Below are 26,628 nucleotides of genomic sequence, written 5' to 3' on the forward strand. Positions count from 1 at the left end.
TTCCGGAGGATACGCATGGTCGATGAGAAGCGGCTGATCTCGAAAATCACCTGGAAGCTGATGCCGTTTCTCGGCATCCTTTATCTCATCGCCTATATCGACCGGCAGAATGTCAGCTTTGCCAAACTGCAGATGGTCGATGCCTTGGGGATGAGCGAATATGCCTACGGCCTCGGCGCTTCGCTGTTCTTCATCGGCTATTTTCTCTTCGAGGTGCCGAGCAACCTCTTCCTCGAAAGGCTCGGCGCCCGTGTCTGGTTCGCCCGCATCCTGGTGTCCTGGGGCCTCGTCACCGTCGCGCTCGCCTTCACGCAGAACGCGACGATGTTCTATATCCTGCGCTTCCTGCTCGGCGTCTGCGAAGCCGGCTTCTTTCCAGGCGTGCTCTATCTGCTGACGCTATGGTTCCCCTCTGCCTATCGCGGCCGGATGGTCGGGCTGTTCATGATCTTCAGCGCCATCGCCAATGCCGTCGGCGCACCGCTCGGCGGCGTGCTGCTCGATCTCGATGGTCTTTACGGCCTTGCCGGCTGGGAGTGGGTCTTCCTGGCGACCGGTATTCCAGCCGTCATCGCCGGCATCGTCACCTTCTTCTATCTTCCCGGCCGGCCTGAAAACGCAAGTTTCCTGACTGGCGAGGAGAAGGACTGGCTTGAACGGAGGCTCGCATCGGAAAATGCCGGCATGGGCGAAAATGCCGGAAACGGCTTCAAGGCGCTGATCGACCCGCGCGTCCTGCTGATGGCGCTTTGCTATATCGCCTTTCCGCTCTCGGCCTATGGCCTGAGCTATTGGCTGCCGACCATCGTCCAGGCCTTCGGCGTCAGCAACACGGTGAACGGTTTCCTCAACATCATTCCCTGGCTGCTGGTTGCGGTCGCGCTCTATGCCGTTCCCACGATGGCCGACAAGGCCCAATCGAAGACGCCCTATATCGTCGTTCCGGCCTTGATCGGCGCCGCCTGCCTGCTGCTGTCGGCGCTGATCCCGAACCACGCCTTGCAATTCGCCTTCCTCTGCGTCGCCGCTGCCGGCATCTTCGCGCCGCAGCCGGTGTTCTGGAGCCTGCCCTCGCGTTTCCTCAAAGGGGCGGGTGCCGCTGCGGGGCTTGCCGCCATCAATTCGGTCGGAAATCTCGGCGGTTTCGTCGCCCAGAACGTCGTGCCCTGGATCAAGGAGGCGAGCGGCAGCACGACTGCGCCGATGTTCTTCCTCGCCGCCTGCCTTGCTGTCGGCGCTCTGCTGGTCTTCTTCGTCACGCGGCAACTGTCGAGCCGGGAGCCTCCGGCGGCGCCGAGCCGGGTGTGAGGGGAACTCAGCCCGTCAGCGTGAACGCGTCGCTTTCGCCAGGAACGAGTTCCAGCGGCCAGATCCGGCTGCGGGCTCCCTGCGGATAATGATCGGCATAGGCCGGCATGGTGGCAAGCAGGGTTTCGCCGAGCTGGGCGCCGAGATCGCGCAGCGACATGCGGAAGGAGGTCAGTGACGGCTGCAGGAAATGCGTGCGCGGCTCCTCGCGGAAACCGACGACGGCGAGGTCTCGGCCGGGAACGATGCCGGCCTCGGCAAGCCGCCGGTAAAGCCCGATCGCCATCAGTTCGTGGATCAGGATGATCGCCGTCGGCCGTTCTTCGATCATCAGCAGTTCGTGGCCGGCCTGATAACCGCCCTGTTCGCTCGACTTGACACGGATAACGAGGGCCGGGTCGAAGGCAATACCGTGGCGTTTCAGCGCCTGGCGGTAACTCTCGAGGAAGATATAGCCGAGATTGATGTCGGAGGAGGGGGCCGCCACCGCGATCCGCCGGTGGCCTTTTGCGACCAGCCGGTCGACGCCGCGCGCCGCCACGCCTTCGAAATCGAGATCCATCCAGGTATAGCTGCCGCCGGACGCGCTGCGGCCGAGCGCCACAAACGGGATTCGGACCTTTTCCAACAGCTCAATGCGTCGGTCGGTGCGTCGGGTCGCCGAGATGATCATCGCATCGACCAGGCGGCGCGCCACCATGCGCTTCAGATATTCGTGCGGATCCTCGTCATCGGGGCAGGGCAGCATGACCAGATCGAGCTTGTGACGGGAAAAGACGCTCTGCAGCCCGTCGGTGACGCCCAGGAAGAAGTCGTCGCTGTTTTCGACTGTCTCGCGGCTGACCTCGAGCATCAGCCCGATGACGTTGGTCATGCCCTGGCGGAGGCTGCGGCCCGATTGGTTGGCGACGTAACCAAGCTCCTCGGCGGCGGCGAGCACGCGCCGGCGCGTTTCTTCGTTGACGTCCGGCTTGCCGTTCAGCGCACGGGACACCGTCCCGATCGAAATGTCGAGATGCTCGGCGAGCTGGCGAATTCCCTTCATCTTTGTCGATCTTCCTCTCTGAAAGCGCCACGCGTCAGTGGCCCTTCTTGCCACAGGACAGCGCCTGCGAAAAGCCGTGGGTAGAGGTTACGGCTGGAAGCTCCGGCGCATGACCAGTTCGGGATGACTCGCTTGAGCGAAGTTCAGACTGTGCGTTGGTACCGCCCTTCGGTGAAGGCTGCCCCTCCTAACCCTCTCCCCGTAAAAAACAGGCAGAGGGGACGTGCCCCGCGAGAGGTTAGTGGGGACGGAGAGGTCGCTGCACATACCCTTCGCCCCGTTGACGGGGAGAAGGTGGCGGCAGCCGGATGAGGGGCCGATTCTTGGGATGTCGCTGATATAAACCAAAACCGAGGCTGCGAAACACAACCTCGGCTGAGGGGTCGAGCGGCGATGACGAGGTCAAAGCCGCTGCAAATGCTCAGGCCTATTCGCAGACCCGGACGGTTTCGGCGTGGTAGCCGCCGTCATAGCGGTTGCGCACGTCCCGGTCCTCATACCAGCATCTCGGCTGGGGTTCGACATAACGGGGGCTCTCGACATAACGAGGGCCTTCATCAACGTAGCGAGGGCCACCGCCATTGACGAGTGCGCCGCCGATAAGGCCGCCGACGACACCTGCGGCAACGCCGCCGGCGATGATGCGGCCGGTATTGTCGTGATGATGGTGGTCACGCGCGGCAGCAGGCTGAATAGCCGATCCAACAAGGGCCGTCGCGATCAACAGGCTGCTAATGATTCTCTTCATGTCATTCTCCTCAGTGGCACTCGTCCCCCGATAAAAGAGAAATGCGGCAGCAAATCGTTTGTTCGATCAAACTTTGCGACAGGCGTTAATTCATGTCATTTTCTCAGCGGGGTCGCCATGGGGGTCGCGGTCAGGTCGCCGACTGCGTCGCCGTCGTCTCCTCCAGCACGTCTTCGGGAATATCGTCGAAAGACGAGTAGTTGAGGTTATAGAGCTTGGAATAGAGCTTGCCGTTTTTCATCAGCTGGCGGTGGTTGCCGCTCTCGATAATTTCGCCGTTCTGCAGCACGATGATGCGGTCGGCCTCGCGGATCGTCGCCAAGCGATGGGCGATGACGAGGCCGGTGCGATTTTCGAGCAGCTTCACCAGCGCCTTCTGAATCAGCATCTCGGTATAGCTGTCGATGTTGGCGGTTGCCTCGTCGAGCACGAGGATCTTCGCATCTGCCACCAATGCGCGGGCAAAGCTCAAAAGCTGGCGCTGGCCGAGCGAAAGATTGCCGCCGCGCTCGCCGAGAATGCTGTCGTAGCCATCGGCCAGGCGCATGACGAATTCATGCGCGCCGACGGCCTTTGCCGCCTCGATCACCTGTTCGCGTGTCGCTTCCGCCTTGTGGTAGCGGATGTTTTCGAAGACGGTACCGGTGAAGAGAAAAGGCTCCTGCAGCACCATGGCGATCTGTGCCCCGAGCGAATCCTGCGTCAGGTCACGCACATCGTGGCCGCCGACTAGCACCTGGCCTTGCTGCACATCGTAAAAGCGGTGGATCAGCGACATGCAGCTGGATTTGCCGGACCCGGTCGGCCCGACCAGCGCCACCGTCTCGCCGGGATTGACCTTGAAACTTACATGTTTCAGCACTGGATGTTTCGGATTGTAGCCGAAGACGACGTCGTTGAATTCGACCGAGCCGTCCATGTCGCGCGATAGCGCTTTGGCATTCGGCGCGTCCTTGATGTCGACCGGCACATCGAGCACTTCGGTCAGCCGCTGGCCGGAGGCCATGGCGCGCTGCATCACCGAATATTGCAGCGTCAGCGAACGGATCGGGTCGAAGAAGCGCTGGATGTAAAACAGGAAGGCGACGAGAACGCCGACATCGAGCGCCTGGTTGAGAACGCGGGCGCCGCCGACGACGATGACCAGCGCCATCGCCACGCCGGTCAGGCTATCGACGATCGGCACCATCACCTGCGCATAACGTGCCGCCGTCAGATGCGTCCGCAAGTTCGCATGCGCCTTGTCGTCATAAAGCGTGAAGTTGACGCCCTGCCGGTCCATGCTCTGGACGGCGCGCACGCCGTGGATGGCTTCGGCAAGGGCACCGTTGGCAACCGAATTGGTCTCGTGCGCGGCCATGAAGGATTTGCGGGCGAGCGGCAGCCAGAACAAGCGGACGATGAACAGCACCGGCAGCACCGAGAGCGTCAGCAGCCCCAGCTTGAAATCGAGATAAAGCATGACGACGACGATGCCGAAGAGCAGCACGATGTCGCCGACCGAGAGAACCGAGGTTTCGAGGAATTCCTGCATCGAGTTGACGTCGCCCTGCAGGCGCGACATCAGCCGGCCCACCTCGGTCTTGTCCATGAAGGAGAGCGAGACGCGCTGGAGATGCGAAAACATCGCCCGGCGGATATCGAAGAGCACGTCTTCCGCCACGCCACCGACCAGAGTCTCCTGCGCGTAGCTTGCCGCATAGTTGATTGATATGGCGATGGCGAAAGCGGCGATCGACCAGACCAGTGCCGAAGAGTTGCCGCCCGGCGACATGCCGTGGTCGATGGCATAACGGATGATCAGCGGGATCAGCAGCTGCATCATCGTGAAGGTCAGGACGGCAACGACCGACCAGAGGACCTGGCGGCGATAGGGACGAACGAAAACCCAGATGCGCTTGACGATATTGCCGTCGAAGGCCTTGCCGAACATCTCCTCCTCGACGCGATGCGAACCGACCACCGCCCGCGGCGGGCGGCGCCCATCCTCGCGAACGTCGGGACGCTCGGTTTCCAGTTCCTCGGCCATCTCGTTCCTCCTGCGGCCATTACATGGGATGGCCCGCAATATTCACTGCTTGTTTGCTCTTCCCCCAGCGGGGGAGAGGCGAGTTAGGCGCTCAGCACCTCGTCGCCCGGCCGAACCTGCAGGTCGTAGAGCGCCTTGTAGCGGCCGCCGAGCGACAGCAGCGCCTGATGTGTTCCGCGCTCGACGATCCGGCCGTCTTCGACGAACAGTATCTGGTCGGCATGCATCAGCGAGCTGAGGCGATGGGCGACGATGATCGTCACCCGGTCGGCGGCATAGCGGCGCATGGCGCTGCGGATGCGCTGCTCGGTGGCCGCGTCGATTGCCGCCGTCGAATCGTCGAACACCATCACCGCCGGCTTCAGCATCAGCGCCCGGGCGATCGAAAGACGCTGCCGCTGGCCGCCGGACAGTGAAACGCCGCGCTCGCCGACGACGGTGTCGTAACCGGTGGGCAGGCCGAGCACGTAATTATGCAGCTGGGCGCTTTCACTGGCGCGTTCGATGCGACCTTCCTTTGCCCAGGGGTCGCCATAGGCGATGTTGTTTTCGATCGTCGTCGTGAACAGGAAGGAATCCTGCTGCACGACGGCAACCGCCCGGCGCAGCGATTGCAGCGTTGCCTTGCGGATGTCCTGGCCATCAATGGTGATCTTGCCGCCGCTAACGTCGTAGAAGCGGGGAATGAGATGGGCGATCGTCGACTTGCCGCTGCCGGGAGGGCCGACGATGCCGATCGTCTGGCCGCGTCTGGCTTCGAAGGAGACATCGTGGAGCACGGTGCGCTTTTCCGAACCGGGATAGGCGAAGCTGACATTCTCGAAGCGCAGCACGCCGTCGGTCACCGCCAATTCCTTGGCATCCGGTGCGTCCTTGATCGCGATGTCGAGGTCGAGCAGGCTGAAGAGGCGCGAGCCGCAGGTGGAGGCGCGGGCAAAGGCATTGACCATCAGGCCGAGCTGGCGCACCGGCATCTGCAAAATGGTCATGAAGGTCAGGAAGGAGGCGAGCGTGCCGACGGTGATCTCGCCCGACGTCACCTTGCCGCCGCCGACGAAGAGCACCAGGCCCATCGCCAGGAAGAAGGAGAAGGTCATGGCGCTGGTATTGAGGACGCGGATGCCGACGCGTTGATGCGCGAGCGCCAGAGCATTCTTCGAGGCCGCCTCGAATTTCGACAGCTCATGATCCTGTGCGGCAAAGGCGCGCACGACGCGGATGCCGCCGAGATTCTCCTCCATGATGCGGGTCAGCACCGAAAGCCGCTCCTGCAGATCGAGCCAGGTGGCCCGCAGCCTGAGCTGCGTCGCCGAAGAGCGCCAGCCGACGAAGGGCACGAAAGAGAGCGCCAGGAGGCCGAGCACGATATCGGTCGACAGCAGCATATAGGCGCCGATGCCGATCAGGATCGACAGCAGGATCATTCGGACGAGCGCCGTGGAAAAATACATCCGCACGCCTTCGAGATCGAGCAGGCCGATGGTGATCAGATCGCCGGAATGCACCGTGTCGTGAAAGCTGAAAGACAGCCGCTGGATCTTCTCATAGCAGGCCAGCCGCAACTCGTAGCCGATGTGATGGCCGACGGCTTCGCTGTAATAGTTCTGGACCATGGTGAAGAGGCCGCGCAACACGCTGGCGCCGAGCAGGAGCAGCGCCGTGGTCAAAAGCGCGTCCTGCGCCGCCTGGCCCGCCGCGCCGCCGCTCATCGCCATCTGTGTGTGGTCGACCGCCTGGCCGAGAAGGCGGGGGATCATCAGCTGGAAGGTGGAAGCGACCAGCGTGGCGCCGATCGCAAAGCCCGATTGCCAGGGGTGGCGGAAGGCCATCATGGTGATACGCACCAATGTGAAGAGGCCTCGGCCCCAGCCTGCCGCAGTTGCAAGCGCCATCGAAGCCGAAGGCTTCGTCGCGCGTGTTAACGCATCGCTGCTCACGGTATTTTTTCCAATAGATGTGTGGTCGGACGCTGGCCCGAAAAGACGGCAAATCCATGAAGGGATTGATTGCGCCTTCACTTTTGCCGATTCCATTTGGGGGTTCAAGTAAAGAATTCACCAACTGGTTATTTTTACGTGAGGTCTCCTCGCGAGCTGGCGGGAACAATCGCATTGTGGGTTGGTTGCAGCAGGCAAACCCTGTCAGGCAATCATTACCGGAGAGAGACCATGCCGCTGAAAGCCCTCGCTCTTAACGCCACACTGAAGACCAGCGATGCCAAGGAGGCGTCCTCGACCGACCGGATGATCGCTCTCATCGACAAGGCGTTGTCGACCTATGACGTCAAGACCGAAGTGCTCCGGCTTGCCGATTTCAACGTCAAGCCGGGCGTCACATCGGATGAAGGCGCAGGCGATGACTGGCCTGATATTCGCACCAAGGTGCTCGCCGCCGATATCCTGCTGATGGCGACGCCGATCTGGCTCGGTCAGCCCTCCAGCGTCTGCAAGCGGGCGCTGGAGCGTATGGACGCCTTCCTCGATGAGACCGACGATCAGGGCCGCATGGTTTCCTATGGCAGGGTCGCGGCCGTCGCCGTCGTCGGCAATGAGGACGGCGCCCATCATGTGTCGGCCGAGCTTTTCCAGGCGCTGAACGATGTCGGCTTCACCATTCCGGCCAGCGCCGTCGCCTATTGGGTCGGCGAGGCGTTGGGTTCCACCAATTTCGTCGACCTCGACAAGGTTCCGAAGGTGGTGACGACAGCCGTCGACACGCTGGCGCGCAATACCGCGCATCTGGCCGGCCTGCTGAAGGCGAAGCAATATCCGGGCGAGGGTGACTGAAGCGCGCCGCATCGACGTTCTAAACCAAGTTATCTTTCAATGGCTTGAATTGCCGTGGCAATAAACCTCTTGCCATATGCGCCATTTCGCGCTTTCATACACTACTAGTTTAATAGACTATAGGCGAGCGTGATTGGTCCGCTTGTGCATTTCCGGGGCTTCCGGCTCGGACCTCGATCCTGCGGCAGCTGTCGTGAATGGCCGCATGAACCTCATTAACGCATGATCCGCTGTTTTATGCGTTGAAACCTCGATCGACCCACGGTGCGGATGAAACCGCAAAGGAGTTGCGATGACGGTTCAGGGACTTTTTTCGGCGCGCGCCAATGCGGCGGCGCTGATATCGGCGGTGCCGCGTATTGCCATCGTCGGGCGCGGCTTTTCCGGGATGATGACGGCGATCGCGCTGATGAAGACGCTGCGCGCGCCCTTCCACCTGCAACTGTTCGATCCGAATTCGTCGGTCAGCGGCGGGCAGGCGCTGGCGTCAGTGCGCGCCTCGACGATCCTCAACACCCGCGTGCGCGATCTCTCGGTGTCTGTCGGCGACAGTGACGATTTCAACGATTGGCTCTGCAGCAATGCCGCCTTTCGCGCCGCCGTGCCGGCCGCCATTCCCGGTTTCCGGCAGATCTTCGTGCCGAAGGAAATCTTCAGCGATTATGTCTACCAGCGGTTTTCGGAAGCGCTCGCCGCGCGCCGAGACATTACCGTCCAGGTCTGCAACGATCCGGTGGTGGCGATCCGCAGGAGCCACGGCAACCGTTTCCTGCTCGAAAGCGCCAATCCCGCCAATCCGCTGTTCGATACCGTGATGCTGGCCACCGGCTACGGCCTGAACGATCAGGATACCGGCGGTGAGGAGGTTTCGCCGGTCAGGGCCCAGCGCCTCGTGGCACGGCCACATGCGGTGTTGCTCGGCAGCGGCATTCGCGTCGTCGACCAGCTGCTGCAGCTGCGCGATGCCGGTTATGCCGGCCAGGTGACGATCATTTCCCGCCGCGGTTTCCTGCCCCAGAGCCATACGCCGAATTCCGCCGATCCGCTGTTCCCGGCCGAAGCGCTGCCTGAGAGCCTGCCGGAGATCGTGCGCTTCATCCGCCAGGCCTGTCGCGAGGCTGAAGAAGAGGGCCGAAGCTGGCAATCGGTGATGAACGGCCTCAGGAAACATGCCCGCTCGCTCTGGCGCTCGCTGCCGGCACGCGACAAACATCAGTTCAACCGGCACCTCCGGGCAATCTACGACAGCCACCGCAACCGCCTGCCGGAAGCCATGCACCTGCGCCTGAAACGCGAGCTGGCCGAAGGCCGCACGGTGCTGCGCCGCGGGCGGGCCGGTCGCCGGGGCCTGAGCGGCCTGTTCTTCACGCCGGCCGGTTCCTCTGCCGAAGAGGTCATCCATGCCGAGCGCATCATCGATTGCCGCTGTCAGGCGCCGGATCTTTCGGCGCCGCTGATTGAGAGCCTGTTTTCCGCCGGCCTCGCCATGCCCGACGAACTTTCGCTCGGGCTGGCGGTCAATGCGCGCGGCGAGCCATTCCTGGAGGACGGTTCGACCGTCGCCGGGCTCTTTGCCGTCGGCCCGCTCGGCCTCGGCAGCCTGCCCGACATCGATCTGGTGCCGGAGATCGTCTCGCAGGCTTATGCCGCTGCCGAACGGGTCGGCGAGCGGTTCTACCCACAGGTTAAGGCCGTCTGAAAATTGAGGCTGCTTCGGAACCATCCGTCTGCGTTTGCGTTATAAAGCGCTGGTGACTCAGAGGGGCCGATGGAAGCGCTGAATCGACATGATACGTCTCTTGACGACGAGGGGCGCTTTCGTCTTCTGGTCGATGCCATCACCGACTACGCCATCTATATGCTCAGCCCCGAAGGCATCGTCACCAGCTGGAATACCGGCGCTCAGCGCTTCAAAGGTTACAAGCCGTCCGAAATTGTCGGCGAACATTTTTCCCGTTTCTATCTGGAAGAGGACCGCGCCGCGGGAGTTCCGGAGCGGGCGCTCGCGACCGCCAAGGAACACGGCCGGTTCGAGGGGGAAGGCTGGCGCCAGCGCAAGGATGGAAGCCGCTTCTGGGCGCATGTGATCATCGACCCGATCCGGCGTCCCTCCGGCGAGCTGATCGGCTATGCCAAGATCACCCGTGACCTGACCGAACGCAGAGCCGCCGAAAAGGCGATCCGCCAGAGCGAGGAACAGTTCCGCCGGCTCGTCCAGGGCGTCTCGGATTATGCGATCTACATGCTCGATCCCGACGGCAATGTCAGCAGCTGGAATTTCGGCGCCGAGCGGATCAAGGGCTATCGCCCGAAAGAAATCATCGGCCGGCATTTCTCGACCTTCTATACCCCCGAGGACCGAGCAGCCGGCGTGCCGGAGACCGCGCTCGGCGTTGCGCGCGGCGAAGGCCGGTTCGAGAGGGAAGGCTGGCGCGTCCGCAAGGACGGCACCCGCTTCTGGGCCAGCGTCGTCATCGACGCCATCCGGGATGATGAAGGCGATGTGATCGGTTTTGCCAAGATCACCCGCGATATCACCGAAAAGATGGAAACACAGCGCGCGCTGGAGCAGGCCCGCGAAGAACTCTTCCAATCGCAGAAAATGGAGGCGATCGGCCAATTGACCGGCGGTATCGCCCATGATTTCAACAATCTGCTGATGGCTGTGCTCGGCAGTCTCGAAATCCTGAAGAAGCGCATGCCGCAGGATCTGTCGCTGACATCGCTTGTTGATAATGCGATGCAGGGTGCCCAGCGCGGCGCGGCATTGACGCAGCGCATGCTTGCTTTTTCCCGCCGGCAGGAACTGCACATGGAGCCGATCGACGTCTCCGGCCTGATGCGCGGCATGATGGACATGCTGAGCCGTTCGCTCGGCCCGCTTACCAGGATCGAGACCTCTTTCCCCGTCAGGCTGCCGACGATCCTTACCGATCCGAACCAGCTGGAGATGGCGATCCTCAACCTCGTCGTCAACGCCCGCGACGCCATGCCGTCCGGCGGCCGGATCGTGCTTCGCGCGTCCGAGGAATCCGCGCCATCAGGCAAGGCTCCGCTGCCGCCTGGCCGCTATATAAGAATAGCGGTGATCGATGAAGGCGAGGGCATGGATGCAAAGACGGTGGAGCAGGCAACGACGCCGTTCTTCACCACCAAGGGCGTCGGCAAGGGTACCGGTCTCGGGCTTTCCATGGTGCAAGGCCTTGCGTCCCAGTCCGGCGGCCGCCTCATGCTGAAGAGCAGTCTTGGCGAAGGCACCACGGCTGAATTGTGGTTCCCGGTCGTCGTTGTCGAGCGGACAGCCGAGGTCGCTATAGGCCTGACGCAACGCGCTGAAAATGCGTCGCGCCGGCTGCGCATCGTCGCCGTCGATGACGATGGTCTGGTGCTGATGAATACGACGCTGATGCTGGAGGATCTCGGTCACACCGTGTTCGAGGCCATGGCCGGCCCCGATGCGCTTGAGATCCTGCGCAGGCAGCCGGTCGATCTGGTGATTTGCGACCATGCCATGCCGCGCATGACGGGGGCTGAACTCGCCGAGGCGATCCGCGAGGAATGGCCTGAGATGCCGATCATTCTCGCAACCGGTTACGCCGAACTCCCCGAAGGAACCGGCATCGCCAATCTGCCCCGCCTGGGCAAGCCCTTCTCGCAGACCCAGCTCGCCGATGCGATCAGCCGGGTCGCTTCTTAAGAAACGCGAGCGGCGGCGCCCAATTCTCAGCTGCGTTGCGACTTGGTCCGGCGAACGCCTCGTCGCGTCTGCACTACGCGCTACGCGTCTCGTCGCCATTATCTTGGATGACGGCGCGGTCGGCCCCGACCGTGGCTGAAGTTGCGCCGCTGAGGAGGCGCTTTTCGGTCTCTTGCAGGTCAAGGATCGCGCGTTCGATCCGCTCAGCCGAAGAATCGCGTGCGGTTACGCGCCACCGGTGCTGCTGCCACAAGCCGACGAGCAGGCGTCGGCTCGGGACTTCGATCGTCTCATGAAGGAACCACGCTCCCCCCACCGCAACGAACAGCGCTACCGCGATGAGCGCCGGTTCCGGCATCACAGTCTCAAAAGTCCGATGCACCAGGAACATTATCGGGACGTGGAAAAGATAGAGGGAGAAGCTGATCGTCCCCAGAAACCTCATCGGTGCAGCAGCCAGGACATTTGCTGCGATGGGGGGTTGTCGTGCGACGAGTGCCACGATGACGGCCGCGGCGACCGCACTTTGCAGGCTCCAGAATTCGGGCGAAAAACCAGGCGCGAGATGCCTGTAAGCGAAGAACACCGCCAGAAGGAACAGCGTGAAAATTCCCGTGAGGGCGGAAGGCGTCCATCGATCCCAGTAAGAATGCATCGCCCCGGCAAGTGCGCCGAAAAGAAAGTACGGGAGCTTGGAAACGAGCATGATTCCAGGCCCTGGCAATTCAAGCAGGCCATCCACGACGATGACCACTGCGAAGCCGACGATCACGCCGCTATAGCGGTGCGGTCGGGCTAAGCAAAGCCATAGGATTGGGAAGAGCAGATAGAATTGAATTTCGGGTGGAATCGACCAGAAAACGCCACTCGAGCCCAGCAGAAACACATGGCGCACAAAGTCCATCCCGCCCATGATCGGCTGAACGAAGTCTAGATTTGGTATGCCGGACAGCATCGCCACGAGCAGAACGGCAGCCAGATAAACCGGATAGATGCGGGCAAAGCGGCTCACCAGAAAATCCAGGACGTTTTCTTTGGTCACCGGCCGGGAACCGTAGAGATGGGCCATCAGAAAGCCGCTGAGGGCAAAGAACAAGCCGACGGCTTCGCTGCCCATGGTCGTTAAATGCACGGATGCACCCGGAAAGATAAGTCCGACATGGGCTTGAACGACCAGCAGCGCGGCGATACCGCGCAGGCCATCGAGACTGGGAATGTAATCCGGCCGGTTCATGTGCAGCTTTATATGTTCTGTTCGGGTAAGAAATATCGGACATCGCTTTACACGATGTTAATCCGGTTGCGTTCACGCCGCCCGGCGCAACCGTTTGCCTGAGCACTCGTATGAGTTCCGGCCTACTCCCGGCGGCGTCTTCCGATCTCGCCGCGAAGAATGAACACCAGCAATGCCAGTACCATCGCCGCCAGCCCGTACCAGGTGATTGCATAGACGAGATGATGGTTGGCGAAATGGATGATCGTGAGGCCGCCGACAGGCAGGCCGCCCGGATTGGCCGTGGCATCCGCATCGATGAAATAGGGCGCGACCGCACTGAGACCGCGCTTTTGCGCGATCGCCGCGACATCGCGGGAATACCATCGGTCGGCGGCGAGGTCATTGGATTGCAGCAGCGATCCCTTCGGCTCGCTCATCCGCATCAGCCCGGTGATCTCAACGATGCCCGACAATTCGCCGTCGCGGCGCGTGGCCGGATCGCGCCGGTCTGTCGGAACGAAGCCGCGATCGACGAGAACGGCGGTGCCGTCGGCAAGCGTTAGCGGCGTCATCACCCAATAGCCGGGGCCGAGCGCCGTCGAGGCATAGACCAGCGTCTCCTTGTCGTTCGCCAGCGTCCCAGCTGCGCTCACCCGCCGATATTCGTCATCGGCGGCATTGACCTTGGCCCAGTCGGCTTGGGTCGGGGCGGGCAGGGGGGCGGCATGCACACGCTGATCGACCTGGGCGATGAGATCACGCTTCCAGGCGAGCCGCTGCACCTGCCAGGTGCCGAGGGCTGCGAGACCTGCGGCAAGCAGCACCAGGCAGACGGCGAAGATCGCGCGTTTTGCCGGCGAAGGCGGTCGTTCCGATTTTTCCGAGGGAGCCTTGTTCATCGGCTGGGTCGATGCCGGCGGCGCTGCCGCCGGCCTTTCCTGCCGATCACGGCATGTTCTTCATCATCTCGGGGCTCATCGGCATCATGTTGGCGTTGAGATGATGCATGACCCAGAGCGAACCGGAGAGCGCGATGGCGACGATGATGATGGTGAAGATCAGCGCCATCATCGTCCAGCCGCCCTCGCTACGAGGGTTCATGTGCAGGAAGAAGACCATATGCACGACGATCTGGATGGCGGCGAGGCCCATCACCAGCACCGCCGTCACCGCCGGGCTATCGAACACGCCTGACATGACCAGCCAGAAGGGAATGGCGGTGAGGATGACGGACAGCACGAAGCCCGTCATGTAGCTCCGGAAGGTGCCGTGGCCGGCCTGATGGCCGTGGCTGTGGCCGTGATGCGCCTCGTGCGCGTCCTCGTGTGCGGGTACTTGCGAACTCATCCGAGGACTCCCAGCAGATAGACGAAGGAAAAGACGCCGATCCAGACGACGTCGAGGAAGTGCCAGAACATCGAAAGGCACATCAGGCGGCGGCGGTTGGCCTCGACCAGCCCGTGCATCGACACTTGCACCATCAGCGTGATCAGCCAGATGATGCCGAAGGTGACGTGCAGGCCGTGCGTGCCGACCAGGGTGAAGAAGGAGGAGAGGAAGGCGCTGCGCGTCGGCCCGGCGCCTTCATGGATCAGGTGGATGAATTCATAAAGCTCGAGCCCGATGAAGGCGGCGCCGAACAGGCCGGTGACGGCGAGCCAGAAAAGCGTTTCCGCCTTGGCGTTGCGCTCCATCTGCAGCATGGCGAAGCCGTAGGTGATCGACGAGAGCAGCAGCATCGAGGTGTTGAGGGCAACGATCGGCAGATCGAAGAGATCGGCCGGCGACGGACCGGCGGCATAGTTGCGGCCGAGCACGCCGTGCGTGGCAAACAGCACCGCGAAGATCAGGCAGTCGCTCATCAGGTAGAGCCAGAAGCCGAGATTGGTGCTGTTTTCCGGATGATGGTCTTCAGTCAGGTAGAATTCAGGCTTTTCGGCCGTGTCGATGGTCTGATCGCTCATGGTCACTACACCTGCTCGGCAAGCAGCGCGGTGCGCTTGCCTTCCGTTTCGGTCACCTCGTCGGCGGAGATGTGGAAGTCGCGCCGGTAGTTGAAGGTATGACCGATCGCCACGACCAGCAGACCGACGAAGGAGACGACGACCAGCCACCACATGTACCAGATCAGGCCGAAGGCGAGGGCGACGCTGATGCCTGAGAGGATGGCGCCGGTGCTGGTGTTCTTCGGCATGTGGATCGGCCGGAAGCCTTCCAGCGGACGCCCATAACCACGGTTCTTCATGTCGTACCAGCTGTCATGGTCGTGGACGACGGGCGTGAAGGCGAAGTTGTAATCCGGCGGCGGCGAAGAGGTCGACCATTCCAATGTACGGCCATCCCACGGATCGCCGCTGTCGTCGCGCAATTCCTCGCGTTTCATGAAGCTGACGACGATCTGGATCAGGAAGGCGGCAATCCCAAGCGCGATCAGGCCGACGCCGAAGGCCGCGATGATGAACCAGATCTGCAGCGACGGGTCGTCGAACTGGTTCATGCGGCGGGTAACGCCCATCAGGCCGAGCACATAGAGCGGCATGAAGGCGAACCAGAAGCCGATCTGCCAGAACCAGAAGCTCATCTTGCCCCAGAAGGGATCGAGCTTGAAGCCGAAGGCTTTCGGGAACCAGTAGTTCACGCCAGCGAACATGCCGAAGAGAACGCCGCCGATGATGACGTTGTGGAAGTGGGCGATGAGGAACAGCGAATTGTGCAGCACGAAGTCGGCCGGCGGCACGGCGAGCATGACGCCGGTCATGCCGCCGATGACGAAGGTCACCATGAAGCCGACCGTCCATAGCATCGGCACCTCAAAGCGGATGCGGCCGCGATACATGGTGAACAGCCAGTTGAAGATCTTCGCCCCGGTCGGGATCGAGATGATCATCGTGGTGATGCCGAAGAAGGAATTGACGCTGGCGCCCGAGCCCATCGTGAAGAAGTGGTGCAGCCAGACGATGTAGGACAGGATCATGATCACGCAAGTCGCGTAGACCATCGAGGCGTAACCGAAGAGGCGCTTGCCGGAGAAGGTGGCGACGACCTCCGAGAAGATGCCGAAGGCCGGCAGCACCAGAATGTAGACCTCCGGATGGCCCCAGATCCAGATGAGGTTGATATACATCATCGGATTGCCGCCGAGGTCATTGGTGAAGAAGTTCGTCCCCGCATAGCGGTCGAGCGACAGCAAAGCGAGCGTTGCCGTCAGGATCGGGAAGGAGGCGACGATCAGCACGTTGGTGCAGAGCGCCGTCCAGGTGAAGACCGGCATCTTCATGAAGGTCATGCCCGGCGCGCGCATCTTGACGATGGTGGCGATCAGGTTGATGCCCGACAGCGTCGTCCCGACGCCGGCCACCTGCAGGCCCCAGATATAATAGTCGACGCCGACGCCCGGACTGTAGGCGGCCCCCGACAGTGGCGGGTAGGCGAGCCAGCCGGTCTGGGCGAATTCGCCGATGAACAGCGACAGCATGATGATGATCGCGCCGGCGGTGGTCATCCAGAAGGAGAAATTGTTCAAGAAGGGGAAGGAGACGTCGCGCGCGCCGATCTGCAACGGCACCACGAAGTTCATCAGGCCGGTGACGAAGGGCATCGCCACGAAGAAGATCATGATGACGCCGTGGGCGGTGAACACCTGGTCGTAATGGTGCGGCGGCAGATAACCCTCCGAACCATTGAAGGCGATCGCCTGCTGCACGCGCATCAGGATCGCGTCGGAAAAACCGCGCAGCAGCATAATGACCGCCAAGATCACATACATGATGCCGATCTTCTTGTGATCGACACTGCAGATCCAGTCGTTCCAGAGCGGACCCCAGAACTTGAAATAGGTGATGAGGCCAAGCACTGCGATGGCGCCGATGACGACGCCGATGAAGGTCACGACCAGGATCGGCTCGTGATAGGGGATGGCATCGAGGGTCAACCGGCCGAAGACGAACTTCAGGAGGTCAGGATTGGAAAACATGGAACAACCCGTTCATTATGTCTTGCGACGCAAAGCGCCAGGTTAATTGTTGTTGTTGAGCTGCGCCGGCGCAGGATCGGCGCCATTGCTCATGCCCGGCATGGAATGGCCGTCATGCTGCATGTCCATGCCGGGCATGTCGTGCTGCATGCTGTTGCCGTCGCTGGTGTTGACCGGTTCGCTGCGCGCCGGAGCGCCCGTTGCCGGCACGGTGGCCGCAGGCGCGACGATGCCTTCGTCGGCATGGCGATTGTCGTATTGCAGCTTGTCGCGGTTTTCCGCACTTTCCTTGCCGCCGCCGCCCTTCATGTCGATGTGCATCATCTCGTTCATGCACATCTTGCCCGGCTTGGCGCACATGTTGAGGATGGCGTTGTAGAGATCGGCATCGGCGCCGGCATAATAACGCACCGGTTCCTTCTCGCTCGGCTTCTCGAGCTTCAGATAGGCGTCGCGGTTGAGCATCGTGCCCTGCTGCTTGACGTTAGCCACCCAGGCATCGAAGCCTTCGCGGTTGAGACCGTGGAACTTGAAGCGCATATGCGAGAAGCCTGAGCCGCTGTAATTGGCAGAGAAGCCCTCATACTCGCCTTCCTTGTTGATAACGGCGTGCAGCTTCGTCTCCATGCCCGGCATGGCGTAGATCTGGCCGGCAAGGGCGGGAATGTAGAAGGAGTTCATAACCGAGGAGGCGGTGATTTTGAAACTGATCGGCATATCCACTGGGGCAGCGAGCTCGTTGACCGTCGCAATGCCGAGCTCGGGATAGAAGAACAGCCACTTCCAGTCGAGCGCCACGACCTCGACGGTTAGCGGTTTGGTATCGGCCGGAATGGCGCGCTCCGCATCGAGGCGGTCGAGTGGCCGGTAGGGGTCGAGCTTATGGGTGGAAATCCAGGTGACGGCGCCGAGCGCTATGATGATCGCCAGCGGCGCTGCCCAGATGATGATTTCGAGGCGGGTCGAATGGTGCCATTCCGGCGCATAAGTCGCAGCCGTATTGGAGTGGCGGTAGCGCCAGGCGAAGAGCAGCGTCAGGAAGATCACCGGTATGATGATCAAAAGCATCAGCACCGTCGAGATGATGATGAGATCGCGCTGTTGCACGGCGATGTCGCCGGAGGGCGCCATGACTACCATGTTGCATCCTGCCAGAAAAAACAGCGGCAAGACGGATAGAAGGCGGGAAAACTTCGTGAGTTTTTGCACGTCTCTAAGCTCTTGTTGTTTCGTTTGTTCCGCGACTAAAGCACTGAACCCGATCGCGACATGAGGTGTTTGGTCGCAGTGCAGCAAGCATGCCGCACTGCGGCGTAAATCATGATGCTCTATAGCTTCGAAATCCTGATGAAATCCAGAAGGATTTTTTCGCCAGCGCATGTTTCAGCTCCAATATATCCGCAAGAACCGGCCGGGCCAGCGTTTGCAGGAGAAATATCACCGTCCCGATCACGCAGTTTTTTTCATCCAGGCTTCATTTGAGCGGTGATGATGAACTATTTCAGTCTTACGGACTTGATAAGCCTGCGGGTTTGATCAAGATCACGCGTGGGGCGCCTTGCCGGAAGCGCCTTAACGAGGAGGCGTTTATGGCAACAACATCGCATTACGGACCGTCATCGTCGTCGCTGGAACGCGACGCGCGGCGCATTCACGACGACAAACCGGTTTCGCCAGGCAGCATCGCCGTCGGCGTGGTCATTGGCCGCATGTCGGAATTCTTCGATTTCTTCGTCTACGGTCTCGCCTCCGTGCTGGTGTTTCCACAGCTCGTCTTCCCCTTCGCGCCGGACAGGCTGACGGGCACCCTCTATTCCTTCGCCATTTTTTCGCTCGCCTTCCTCGCCCGCCCCGTCGGATCCGTCGTCTTCATGACCATCGACCGGATGTACGGGCGCGGCACCAAGCTGACGATCGCGCTCTTCCTGCTCGGCGGCTCTACGGCTTCGATCGCCTTCCTGCCGGGGTACGACGAGATCGGCGTCTGGTCGATCGCGCTGCTGGCGCTTTTCCGTCTCGGCCAGGGTTTTGCGCTTGGCGGCGCCTGGGACGGGCTTGCCTCGCTGCTCGCGCTCAATGCGCCGGCCAATCACCGCGGCTGGTATGCGATGATCCCGCAGCTCGGCGCGCCGATCGGCTTTGCGCTGGCAAGCACGCTGTTCGGTTATTTCGTCGCCAATCTTTCCAGTGAGGATTTCCTCTCATGGGGCTGGCGTTATCCGTTCTTCGTCGCCTTCGCGATCAATGTCGTGGCGCTCTTTGCGCGCCTGCGGCTGGTGATGACCAAGGAATTCGGCACGCTGCTGGAGCAGCACGAGCTGGAGGCAGCACCAATCTTCGACGTGCTGCGCGTTCACGGCCGCGATATCTTGATCGGCGCCTTCGTGCCGCTCGCCAGTTTCGCCATGTTCCACCTCGTCACCATCTTCCCGCTCGGCTGGATGAGCCTTTACGGCAACCAGCCGATCGGCGCCTTCATGGTAGTGCAGGTGGTCGGCGCCATGGTCGGCATCGTCACGATCATCGCCTCGGGCCTGATTGCCGATCGAATCGGCCGGCGCGCCCAGCTTGCCATCTGCGCCGTCCTGATCGCCGTCTTCAGCTTCGTCGGGCCGATCCTGATCGCCTCCGGCAACAGCGGCCACGATGCCTTCGTCATCATCGGTTTCGGCGTGCTTGGCCTATCCTTTGGCCAGGCGACCGGCTCGATCTCGTCGCGCTTCGGCCGCGGTTATCGCTACACCGGTGCTGCCTTCACCTCGGACCTTGCCTGGCTGATAGGCGCCGGTTTCGCGCCGCTGGTGGCGCTCAGCCTCTCCAGCCGCTTCGGCCTGACCTTCGTCGGCTACTATCTGCTGTCCGGCGCCATCTGCACGCTTGCCGCACTCGCCTTCAGCAAGGCGCTGGAACAGCGCGAATAGGCGGGCTTGAAGACACGGCCTGCATGGGAAACCGTGCAGGCTCGGTTTGCTGATAAATTTCAAAACTTCGCTGTTCACTCGTCGTCATCCTCGGCCTTGTGCCGAGGATCTGCTACATATGAACCGGCTGCAGATGCTCGGGACAAGCCCGAGCATGACGAAAGAGAGGTTGGCCGGCTTTGTCAGTCGTCCGAGCATCCACGGGAATCATGCAGGCTGCGTTTTCGAACTGCGCAATTTCAATTATTGAATGCATTGCAATCTATAATTAAATGCATATCCTTATCGGCCTGAAGAGGATATGCCATGACTGCGGAAACCATCGATCATTCGACCCTTTCCCGCCTTGTCAACGCAGGAGCGGTCGATGGTGCGCATGTCGTCGGCAAAACCGGCGGCTGGTCCGTCGTTATCCGCTACGGCAAGGCAGAGCGCCCGCTCGCGGCTCAACGCAGCCGGCAGGTGCGTGTGTTCAAGCGCATGGACACCTTGGTCTCCTATCTCAAGGATGTCGGCATCTCGCAGTTCGATGTCGATGCGGCCGATTACGCCCCTCAGACGGCGTCGCGGCCGGATCGGGCCGCGGCTCTGCGTCGGACCCATGAGGCGGCCGAATACGACAAGTGGTTCCGCGAACAGGTCGAGGAAGCGATCCGGGAAGCCGATGATCCGAACGCCGTCTGGATTAGTGCGCAGGACGCCGAAGAGCGAATGGACAAGCTTCGGGCCGAACTGCTGGCGCAGCTGGAATCCGGAGATAAGGCTTGATCGTCAAGTGGCTGCAGCAGGCTCTCCTGGATCGGGAAGGCCAGATTCGGCACATCTTCGCTCAAAATCCGAAGGCTGCAATTGCGTTGGATGATGTTATTCGACATCAGGCCAAAATGCTCGCCGATCACCCCGAGGCAGGACGTGGCGGCCGTCTCGATGGAACGCGGGAATTGGTCATTCCGCCCACTGCATTTCTGCTGATCTATCGCATCGACAGAAAAGCACAGAGGGTGGAAATACTGCGCCTTCTTCACTGCGCCCAGCAATGGCCGCCGAAAGGCTGAATGCGCATTTTACTGCGCCATCTGCGGCTGCTTTGCCGCGCGGGCCGCGGTCAGTTCCGCCGTCGTGTGGTTCAGGCGGTCGGCGAGAACGCGCATGATTTCCACGGCCATTTCGGGGAAGTCGCTGAGCAGCTTCAGGAAGTGCTCCTTGCTGATGCGCAGCACTTCGAGCGGGGAGGTGGCGCGCACCGTTGCCGTGCGCGAGACATCGCAGAGGATGGCGATTTCGCCGACGATGGAATTGAGCTCGACATCGGCAACCTTGATCTCGCCGGCCGGTGAGGAGACGATGATGTCGGCGGTGCCGGAAAGAATCACATAGGCGGCGTCGCCGACATCGCCCTGATGGAAGAGGTTCTGCCCGGCCTTGTAGGTCATGCGGTCGGAGGTGAAGGCCAAAAGCTTGAGCTTTGCTGGCGCAATCCTCGAAAAGATCGGCACCCGTCGCAGCATTTCGACTTCGTCTCTCAACAGCATGAGCGTTTCAATCCCCTGACGCCGGGTTCTTGGAACCCTGCGTCTTCAATTCCGGGCGTCCCGCCGGGAACACCTACCATCGCCGCCCCTATAGAATATTACGATAACAGTTCCTTGAACATCCCGTTTTTCTCGGAAAGTTCCGGATAGTTTCCGGCTTCCGCCAGTCCGCCGCGGTCGAAGAGCAGGATCCGGTCGAACACCTCTGCCATCCGGGCATTGGAAAGCACCCAGATGATCGCCGGCCGCTGGCCTTCTTCGTGAAGGTCTTCGACGATGTTGCGGGTGATCTGATCCTGAACGCGCTGGTCGAGCGCCGATAGCGGCCGATTGAAGATGAAATAGTCCGAGCGTTTCAACAGCGCGCGGGCAAGGTTCAGCTTCTGGCGCTGCACCATGGTCAGCCGCTTGCCGCCGGAGCCGACGTCGAATTCGAGGCCGATCGACAGGACATCGTCATAAAGGTCGAGCGCGTCGAAGAGCTCGCCCATGATGCCGCGGATGCGATCGGAGGCGTCGGCCTGCTGATAGGCGATGCGGCCGAAGAGCACATTGTCCATCAGGCTTGCCGATGGAGTGAAACGCTCGGCGTCGTAGCGCTCGATCAGCTCGGCGAGATCGGCCGGAATATGCTCGTGAAACTGCTTGCGGGCGTTGACGATCTTGCCCATCAGCTCGTCCGTCAGCAAGCCGAAGCGGTGGCGCGGCTCGATATAGGCAAAACTCAGCCGGATGATGGCCGAACGTTCCTCGGGCGTCGCATCCTCAAAGCGGCGGCTTTGCAGTTTCTGCAGCAGCGCCTGGTAGGTCGGAATGTCTTCCGCCGTCATGAAGGTCAGCTGCTGGAAGAACGGATGGTCCGGCGGCAGATCATGGAAGAGTTCCACCGCATTCTCGGCGATCTCCAGGCCCATGGCATAGAGATCGGTGCTGAGGCCGGTTTCGCGGAACAGCTGCTGGAAATAGGGATGCGCGGCCAGCCTGCGATTGGTCATCAGCGGCCGCTTCATCGTGCCGAAGAGCAGGTTCTCGCCAACCGTCGCCTGGCCGTTATAGGCGTCGAAATCGAAAGGCACGACGATCGTGTCGAGCCCTTCGTCGCGCAGCCGGTCCCGGAGCGAGGCACGCAGTGCGACGACGTGATCGCTGACGGCCACATGCACGTCGGTGTTGACGGTCGATCGCAGCGCCAGATCCAGAATGTCCTGCGAGATCATCACGGCGTCGAGCACCGGGCGGATCGCTTTCAAAAGGTCTTCCGGCCCGCTGGCGCCGGCTGCCTTATAGTCCACCCAGTCGCTGTTGAGGTCGAGCGTCGGATTGCCGGCCTTCACCGCCTCGATGGAATGCCATTTGTATTCCAGCGCTTCCTGCTCGTCGTAGACCGGATCGGTCATCGGCGCGTGCTTGAGGCCGTAGAGCAGATTGCTGGCAAGCGTGCCATGGAAGAAGAAGGTGTCGGCCGAGGCGTAGGAGATGCGCCGGCCGGTGATCGATTCCGGCATAGCCAACAGGTCCTGCCCGTCGATGGTGATGCGGCCGGAATCCGGCCAGACCATGCGTCCGAGCGCTTCGGCGAAGGCTTCCGCGCCGCTGCCGTTCGGGCCGACGATCGCAACTGTCTCGTTCGGCTTGATCTCGACGGAGACGTGGTCGACCAGGCGGGCGCCGCTGTCATCGGAGAGTGAGAGGTTGGTGACGACGAACGCATGCGTCAGCGGACCCACCGGGGCAGTGGCGAGCTCCTGGATGCGGCTGTCGATCAGCGGCTCGACATTGAACTGCTCATAGACCTGCTGGTACTTCACCTGCACGTCCTGGCGCATCTGGTCCCAGTCGATCAGTTCCTTCAGCGGCCCGGGCAGGTCCTTATAGGCTGATATGACGGCGACGAGCTGGCCGATATCGAGCCTGCCCTGCAGCGCCAGGTAGCCGCCGATCGCGTAGAACAGGAAAGGCGTGACCTGGGCGAGGAAGTTGTTGATGAACTTCACCAGGAACTTCCACTGGTAAAGGTCGTAGCGGATCGAAAAGATCCGGCCAAGCCGCGAGGCGATGTCGGCGCGTTCGAGGTTGGAGGTGTCGTTGCCGTGGATCGTGCCAATGCCGTCGACGATTTCGCCGACGCGGCCGGAAAGCTCGCGTGCCGTCAGCTGCCGCTGGCGGCCGAGCTCCAGCAGCCGCTTGCGCATGCGAGGGATGATGATGGCCTGGACGCCGACGATGCCGGCGGCGATCATGCCGAGCCAGAAATTCTGGACGATGATGAAGGCGAGTGCGGTGATCGCCTGGCCGCCGAGAAGGGCAGGCGAGACGAAGGCATCGCCGGTGAAACCGCCCATCGGCTCCACCTCGTCCTTGATCATGGTGGCGATCTCGGCGGATTTTACCCGCTTGAAATGAATGGGCGGAAAACGCAGCACCCGGTCGACCAGCTCGAAGCGGATACGGCGCAGCATGCGCTCGCCAAGCCGGCCCTTATAGGTGTTGATATAGAACTTGAAGAGGCCGTTCAGCACCACCAGCGCCAGGAACACCAGGCTAAGGGCCATCAGCATCTGGAAGCGGTTGAGCTGCAAGCCTTGAAAGAACTCGACATGGCCGATCAGCGGGATGTCGTAGGCAATGTGCATGAAGGTCTGCCGTGCGCCCGGACCTTCGAAGCCGTCACCCTGGATCGGTCCGTTGACGATCTGCTTCGGCAGGTCGAAGGACAGGAAGTAGGGCACCATCGAGGCGGCGACGACAGCCAGAATCCACAGCTGCTGCAGCCGCGTGTTTTTCCAGATGTAGCGGGCGAGGCTTTTTTCCATGGCTAACCGTCAGCTTGCTGGGAAATTCCGGGGGCCGGGATGGGGAGGAATGTTGAGAACAGGACCATGCAGCCGGACCGCCGATATCGCAATGAAAACAAGGCGAAGCGACCGGCTGCAGAAACGCCGATTCTCGCCGGAACATTGCTTATATCACAGGAATTTTGGATTAGGCGAGCGATTCGGCCAGCATGGAGCGAATGATGCCAGCGGTTTTCTCGGCGCCGTCGAGATCGAGCAATACCGGCTCGCGGCGCGCCGTGGCGAGCGCCTTTTCGACGGCCTCTTTCACATGGCCAGCCGTCAGTCCGGTTTCCGGCAGGATATCGGCCAGATCAAGCGCCTGCAGCCGCTCGGCGCGCACCGTCTGCTCGGTCTCGCCGCCGACAACGAAGGGGATGAGGATCGCCCGGCATTCGGTGCGCAGGAGGTCGCCGACCGTGTTATAGCCGGCCTGCGAGATCGAAACCTTGGCGCCGCGCAGTAGCGAGGGAAAATCCTTGCGGAAGCGCACCAGCGTCACATTCGCAGGCGCGTCCTGCGACAGCGCGGCGAAATCGGCTTCCGGCAGGTTGGGACCCGATATCAGCAGCCAGCGGAGATCGGCGGGCAGCATCGCCGCCGCCTCTTTCGCCGCACCGATCAGCGCGGCGCCGACCGCGCCGCCGCCCGCCGATGCGATGATATCGAATATCTCGGTCGGTTCCGGCGCCGGCGGCGCTGCGACGAGGCCGGTATAACGCAGCCTGTCGGCGATCTCCCCTGTCAGCGGGAACGTGTCTTCGAGCCTGACGAAGCTCGGATCGCCGTGGACCAGCACGGCATCGAAATGCGCTTTGACCAGGGCGGCGGTTTCCGCGTCGCGGCCGGCCTTGCGGTTTTCCTGCAGGATGTCGCGCACCGAGCTCAAGAGTTTCGGTCGGGGCTCGGCCTTGTCGATTGCGGCAAGCAAAGGCAGCAGTTCGAAGCGCATCTGCCGGCGGCCGAAGGGAAAGGCTTCGATGATGACGACATCGGGCCTTGCTGCATGAAAGGCGTCAAGTAGCAGATCGCGGCGGGCATGGAGGAAATCCTCGCCCGCTGGCCGGCCATCGGCATCGGCGAGACCGGAGAAACCGGCATTGCTGGCAACGACCGCCGGCAAGGCCACGGTCTTCACACCCTCGCCCGGAAAACCCGGAACCGGCAGGCCGCCGGTGATGACGGTGACGTCGAAACCATCCTTGGCAAGCGCACTGGCGATGCGGCTGGCGCGGGCTATGTGGCCGATGCCGAGCAGGTGCTGGACGTAGAAGAAGATGCGCGGTGCCGTCATGACGCCTTCTGCCATTCGGCCTCGAACAGGCCGGTGAGCTGTCTGATGCTGGAGTGATAGTCGAAATCTTCGCGCACCCGCTTTTCGGCGGCGTCGCCGAGGCGCTTGCGCAGGGCCGGGTCGCGGATTGCCGCCTCCAGCGCTTTGGCAAGCAGCGCCGGATCCTCTGGCGGCACCACCAGGCCGTTTTCACCGTCCGTCAGCAGCTCCGGCACGCCGGATACGTCGGTCGAGAGGCAGGCGAGCCGCTGGCTCGCGGCTTCCACAAGCACGTTCGGCAGGCCGTCGCGGTCGCCGTTGGCGGCGATCCGGCAGGCAAGCGCGAAGAGGTCGGCGCGGCGATAATGATCGAGCACGTCTTCCTGCGCCATGGCGCCCTTCCAGACGATGCGGTCGGCAAGGCCGAGTTCGGCTGCCAGCGCCTTCAGCCTCGCAAGCTCCTCGCCGCCGCCGATATGCTCCATGCGCCAGTGGAGGTCGGCGGGCAACAGGGCCAGCGCGCGCAGCAGCACGTCGTAGCCCTTCTTTTCGACGGCGCGGCCGACGCTAAGGATGAAGGCGGGATCGGCGGGGTCGCTGCCGGTCCTGTCCGAACGCTCGCCGGCAAAATGGCCGAAACGGGCAAGATCGAGCCCGTGGTAACTTAGGTGCACCGCATCTTTGCGGGACGTCAGTGCGCGCATGTGCTCATAGCCCGTCCTGGTGCAGGTGACGGCCCAGCGGGCACTGCCGAGTTTCTCGTGCAACTCCCAGTCGGGTGACGTCCATATGTCCTTGGCATGCGCCGAACAGGTCCAGGGCGTGCCGGTGAGGATGCTCGCATATTCCGTCACCGAAGCCGGTGTGTGGATGAAATGGGCATGCAGCCATTGCCCGCCGTCCGGCCATTCTCGTCCCAGCACCAGTGCCTGGCCAAGACGGCGGAAGCGGTTGCGGGAGAGGTCGCGCGTGAGGTCGGCGAGGAAGCGTTTGATCAGCGCCTTGAAGCCCGGTTTGGAAAAACCGGCGACCAGGCCCTTCAGCACGCGGATCGGCTCTTCATGCAGATATTCCGGCAGGTAGACGACCCGCGCCCTGATCTCGTCATGCACGGGATGGCGCTTCTTGTCGGTCGGCCGGCGCATCGAAATCAGCGTGAGGTCGAAGCCGGCCTTTTCGAGGCCGAGCAGCTCCTGGGCGATGAAGGTTTCCGAAAGGCGGGGATAGCCTTTCAGCACGACGAGGATCTTGCGGCGTGGCGGCAAG

At 61.9% G+C, this 26,628-nt stretch carries 21 protein-coding genes; 7 read left to right on the forward strand and 14 right to left on the reverse strand.

Features of this window, described 5'->3' with window-relative positions:
- The first annotated feature begins 15 nt into the window (after window positions 1-15).
- Window positions 16-1,308 carry an MFS transporter gene (locus tag HJB89_RS01450; protein ID WP_207585436.1) on the forward strand — a complete coding sequence of 431 codons (1,293 nt, stop codon included), beginning with the start codon at window positions 16-18 and terminating at the stop codon, window positions 1,306-1,308.
- A gap of 7 nt (window positions 1,309-1,315) precedes the next feature.
- Here the strand turns inward: HJB89_RS01450 and HJB89_RS01455 are convergent, their stop codons facing one another.
- The 4 genes from HJB89_RS01455 to HJB89_RS01470 all read right to left on the reverse strand — a co-directional run bounded on the left by HJB89_RS01455 (window position 1,316) and on the right by HJB89_RS01470 (window position 7,175).
- Entirely contained in the window at window positions 1,316-2,353 is a 1,038-nt protein-coding gene (locus HJB89_RS01455; protein ID WP_207585437.1) for a LacI family DNA-binding transcriptional regulator, read from the reverse strand.
- Between the two features lie 427 nt (window positions 2,354-2,780).
- Entirely contained in the window at window positions 2,781-3,101 is a 321-nt protein-coding gene (locus HJB89_RS01460; RefSeq protein WP_207585438.1) for a hypothetical protein, read from the reverse strand.
- A 130-nt stretch (window positions 3,102-3,231) separates the two neighbouring features.
- Window positions 3,232-5,130, reverse strand: coding sequence for an ABC transporter ATP-binding protein (locus HJB89_RS01465; RefSeq protein WP_207585439.1), 1,899 nt, complete (start codon window positions 5,128-5,130; stop codon window positions 3,232-3,234).
- Between the two features lie 83 nt (window positions 5,131-5,213).
- Window positions 5,214-7,175 carry an ABC transporter ATP-binding protein gene (locus HJB89_RS01470; protein WP_207585440.1) on the reverse strand — a complete coding sequence of 654 codons (1,962 nt, stop codon included), beginning with the start codon at window positions 7,173-7,175 and terminating at the stop codon, window positions 5,214-5,216.
- Between the two features lie 123 nt (window positions 7,176-7,298).
- On the opposite strand from HJB89_RS01470, the gene HJB89_RS01475 reads away from it, so the two are divergent.
- The 3 genes from HJB89_RS01475 (at window position 7,299) to HJB89_RS01485 (ending at window position 11,613) form a co-directional block, all read left to right on the forward strand.
- Entirely contained in the window at window positions 7,299-7,916 is a 618-nt protein-coding gene (locus HJB89_RS01475; protein WP_207585441.1) for a flavodoxin family protein, read from the forward strand.
- A 292-nt stretch (window positions 7,917-8,208) separates the two neighbouring features.
- Window positions 8,209-9,615 carry an FAD/NAD(P)-binding protein gene (locus HJB89_RS01480; RefSeq protein WP_207585442.1) on the forward strand — a complete coding sequence of 469 codons (1,407 nt, stop codon included), beginning with the start codon at window positions 8,209-8,211 and terminating at the stop codon, window positions 9,613-9,615.
- A 69-nt stretch (window positions 9,616-9,684) separates the two neighbouring features.
- Complete coding sequence (locus HJB89_RS01485; RefSeq protein ID WP_221148744.1) at window positions 9,685-11,613, forward strand: PAS domain-containing sensor histidine kinase; 1,929 nt, start codon at window positions 9,685-9,687, stop codon at window positions 11,611-11,613.
- Window positions 11,614-11,686: 73 nt separating this feature from the next.
- Here the strand turns inward: HJB89_RS01485 and HJB89_RS01490 are convergent, their stop codons facing one another.
- From HJB89_RS01490 to cyoA, 6 genes are all read right to left on the reverse strand, one after another.
- A complete protein-coding gene (locus HJB89_RS01490) occupies window positions 11,687-12,847 on the reverse strand; it encodes an acyltransferase (RefSeq protein ID WP_221148746.1) in 1,161 nt (386 codons plus the stop codon).
- Between the two features lie 122 nt (window positions 12,848-12,969).
- A complete protein-coding gene (locus HJB89_RS01495; RefSeq protein ID WP_221148747.1) occupies window positions 12,970-13,728 on the reverse strand; it encodes an SURF1 family protein in 759 nt (252 codons plus the stop codon).
- A gap of 46 nt (window positions 13,729-13,774) precedes the next feature.
- Entirely contained in the window at window positions 13,775-14,176 is a 402-nt protein-coding gene (gene cyoD / locus HJB89_RS01500; protein ID WP_207585446.1) for a cytochrome o ubiquinol oxidase subunit IV, read from the reverse strand.
- Window positions 14,173-14,793: a cytochrome o ubiquinol oxidase subunit III gene (gene cyoC, locus HJB89_RS01505; RefSeq protein WP_007628222.1), complete on the reverse strand. Its 621-nt coding sequence runs from the start codon at window positions 14,791-14,793 to the stop codon at window positions 14,173-14,175. The genes cyoD and cyoC overlap by 4 nt, the downstream gene beginning before the upstream one ends.
- A gap of 5 nt (window positions 14,794-14,798) precedes the next feature.
- Window positions 14,799-16,802, reverse strand: a complete 2,004-nt coding sequence (cyoB, locus tag HJB89_RS01510) for a cytochrome o ubiquinol oxidase subunit I (RefSeq protein ID WP_221148748.1) — start codon at window positions 16,800-16,802, stop codon at window positions 14,799-14,801.
- A gap of 42 nt (window positions 16,803-16,844) precedes the next feature.
- Complete coding sequence (gene cyoA / locus HJB89_RS01515; RefSeq protein WP_221115611.1) at window positions 16,845-18,011, reverse strand: ubiquinol oxidase subunit II; 1,167 nt, start codon at window positions 18,009-18,011, stop codon at window positions 16,845-16,847.
- A gap of 380 nt (window positions 18,012-18,391) precedes the next feature.
- Here cyoA and HJB89_RS01520 point away from each other — a divergent pair, with 380 nt between their 5' ends.
- The 3 genes from HJB89_RS01520 (at window position 18,392) to HJB89_RS01530 (ending at window position 20,778) form a co-directional block, all read left to right on the forward strand.
- Entirely contained in the window at window positions 18,392-19,723 is a 1,332-nt protein-coding gene (locus HJB89_RS01520; RefSeq protein ID WP_221148749.1) for an MFS transporter, read from the forward strand.
- 306 nt (window positions 19,724-20,029) lie between these two features.
- Window positions 20,030-20,491, forward strand: a complete 462-nt coding sequence (locus HJB89_RS01525) for a hypothetical protein (RefSeq protein WP_221148750.1) — start codon at window positions 20,030-20,032, stop codon at window positions 20,489-20,491.
- Window positions 20,488-20,778 (forward strand): type II toxin-antitoxin system RelE/ParE family toxin, encoded by a 291-nt coding sequence (locus HJB89_RS01530; RefSeq protein WP_221148751.1) that lies wholly within the window; start codon window positions 20,488-20,490, stop codon window positions 20,776-20,778. The genes HJB89_RS01525 and HJB89_RS01530 overlap by 4 nt, the downstream gene beginning before the upstream one ends.
- 9 nt (window positions 20,779-20,787) lie before the next feature.
- Here HJB89_RS01530 and HJB89_RS01535 read toward each other — a convergent pair whose 3' ends face one another.
- The 4 genes from HJB89_RS01535 to HJB89_RS01550 all read right to left on the reverse strand — a co-directional run bounded on the left by HJB89_RS01535 (window position 20,788) and on the right by HJB89_RS01550 (window position 26,627).
- Window positions 20,788-21,255 (reverse strand): cyclic nucleotide-binding domain-containing protein, encoded by a 468-nt coding sequence (locus HJB89_RS01535; RefSeq protein WP_003563501.1) that lies wholly within the window; start codon window positions 21,253-21,255, stop codon window positions 20,788-20,790.
- Window positions 21,256-21,353: 98 nt separating this feature from the next.
- Window positions 21,354-24,068: an ABC transporter ATP-binding protein gene (locus tag HJB89_RS01540; protein ID WP_221148752.1), complete on the reverse strand. Its 2,715-nt coding sequence runs from the start codon at window positions 24,066-24,068 to the stop codon at window positions 21,354-21,356.
- A gap of 169 nt (window positions 24,069-24,237) precedes the next feature.
- Window positions 24,238-25,398, reverse strand: a complete 1,161-nt coding sequence (locus HJB89_RS01545) for a glycosyltransferase family protein (RefSeq protein ID WP_259671317.1) — start codon at window positions 25,396-25,398, stop codon at window positions 24,238-24,240.
- Window positions 25,380-26,627, reverse strand: coding sequence for a glycosyltransferase (locus tag HJB89_RS01550; RefSeq protein WP_207585455.1), 1,248 nt, complete (start codon window positions 26,625-26,627; stop codon window positions 25,380-25,382). Before HJB89_RS01550 ends, HJB89_RS01545 begins: the two co-directional genes overlap by 19 nt.
- Window position 26,628: the final 1 nt, after the last annotated feature.

Origin of the sequence: Rhizobium sp. NZLR8 (genome assembly GCF_019685025.1) — a bacterium.
GTDB lineage: Bacteria > Pseudomonadota > Alphaproteobacteria > Rhizobiales > Rhizobiaceae > Rhizobium.

Bases quoted from the DNA above. Each gene is read 5' to 3' on its own strand.
- HJB89_RS01450 (WP_207585436.1), top strand. From the start codon at position 16: ATGGTCGATGAGAAGCGGCTGATCTCGAAAATCACCTGGAAGCTGATG.
- cyoB (WP_221148748.1), bottom strand. From the start codon at position 16,802: ATGTTTTCCAATCCTGACCTCCTGAAGTTCGTCTTCGGCCGGTTGACC.
- HJB89_RS01495 (WP_221148747.1), bottom strand. From the start codon at position 13,728: ATGAACAAGGCTCCCTCGGAAAAATCGGAACGACCGCCTTCGCCGGCA.
- HJB89_RS01540 (WP_221148752.1), bottom strand. From the start codon at position 24,068: ATGGAAAAAAGCCTCGCCCGCTACATCTGGAAAAACACGCGGCTGCAG.
- HJB89_RS01460 (WP_207585438.1), bottom strand. From the start codon at position 3,101: ATGAAGAGAATCATTAGCAGCCTGTTGATCGCGACGGCCCTTGTTGGA.
- HJB89_RS01525 (WP_221148750.1), top strand. From the start codon at position 20,030: ATGACTGCGGAAACCATCGATCATTCGACCCTTTCCCGCCTTGTCAAC.
- HJB89_RS01475 (WP_207585441.1), top strand. From the start codon at position 7,299: ATGCCGCTGAAAGCCCTCGCTCTTAACGCCACACTGAAGACCAGCGAT.
- HJB89_RS01535 (WP_003563501.1), bottom strand. From the start codon at position 21,255: ATGCTGTTGAGAGACGAAGTCGAAATGCTGCGACGGGTGCCGATCTTT.
- HJB89_RS01455 (WP_207585437.1), bottom strand. From the start codon at position 2,353: ATGAAGGGAATTCGCCAGCTCGCCGAGCATCTCGACATTTCGATCGGG.
- HJB89_RS01480 (WP_207585442.1), top strand. From the start codon at position 8,209: ATGACGGTTCAGGGACTTTTTTCGGCGCGCGCCAATGCGGCGGCGCTG.
- cyoD (WP_207585446.1), bottom strand. From the start codon at position 14,176: ATGAGTTCGCAAGTACCCGCACACGAGGACGCGCACGAGGCGCATCAC.
- cyoC (WP_007628222.1), bottom strand. From the start codon at position 14,793: ATGAGCGATCAGACCATCGACACGGCCGAAAAGCCTGAATTCTACCTG.
- HJB89_RS01465 (WP_207585439.1), bottom strand. From the start codon at position 5,130: ATGGCCGAGGAACTGGAAACCGAGCGTCCCGACGTTCGCGAGGATGGG.
- HJB89_RS01520 (WP_221148749.1), top strand. From the start codon at position 18,392: ATGGCAACAACATCGCATTACGGACCGTCATCGTCGTCGCTGGAACGC.
- HJB89_RS01545 (WP_259671317.1), bottom strand. From the start codon at position 25,398: ATGGCAGAAGGCGTCATGACGGCACCGCGCATCTTCTTCTACGTCCAG.
- HJB89_RS01490 (WP_221148746.1), bottom strand. From the start codon at position 12,847: ATGAACCGGCCGGATTACATTCCCAGTCTCGATGGCCTGCGCGGTATC.
- HJB89_RS01485 (WP_221148744.1), top strand. From the start codon at position 9,685: ATGGAAGCGCTGAATCGACATGATACGTCTCTTGACGACGAGGGGCGC.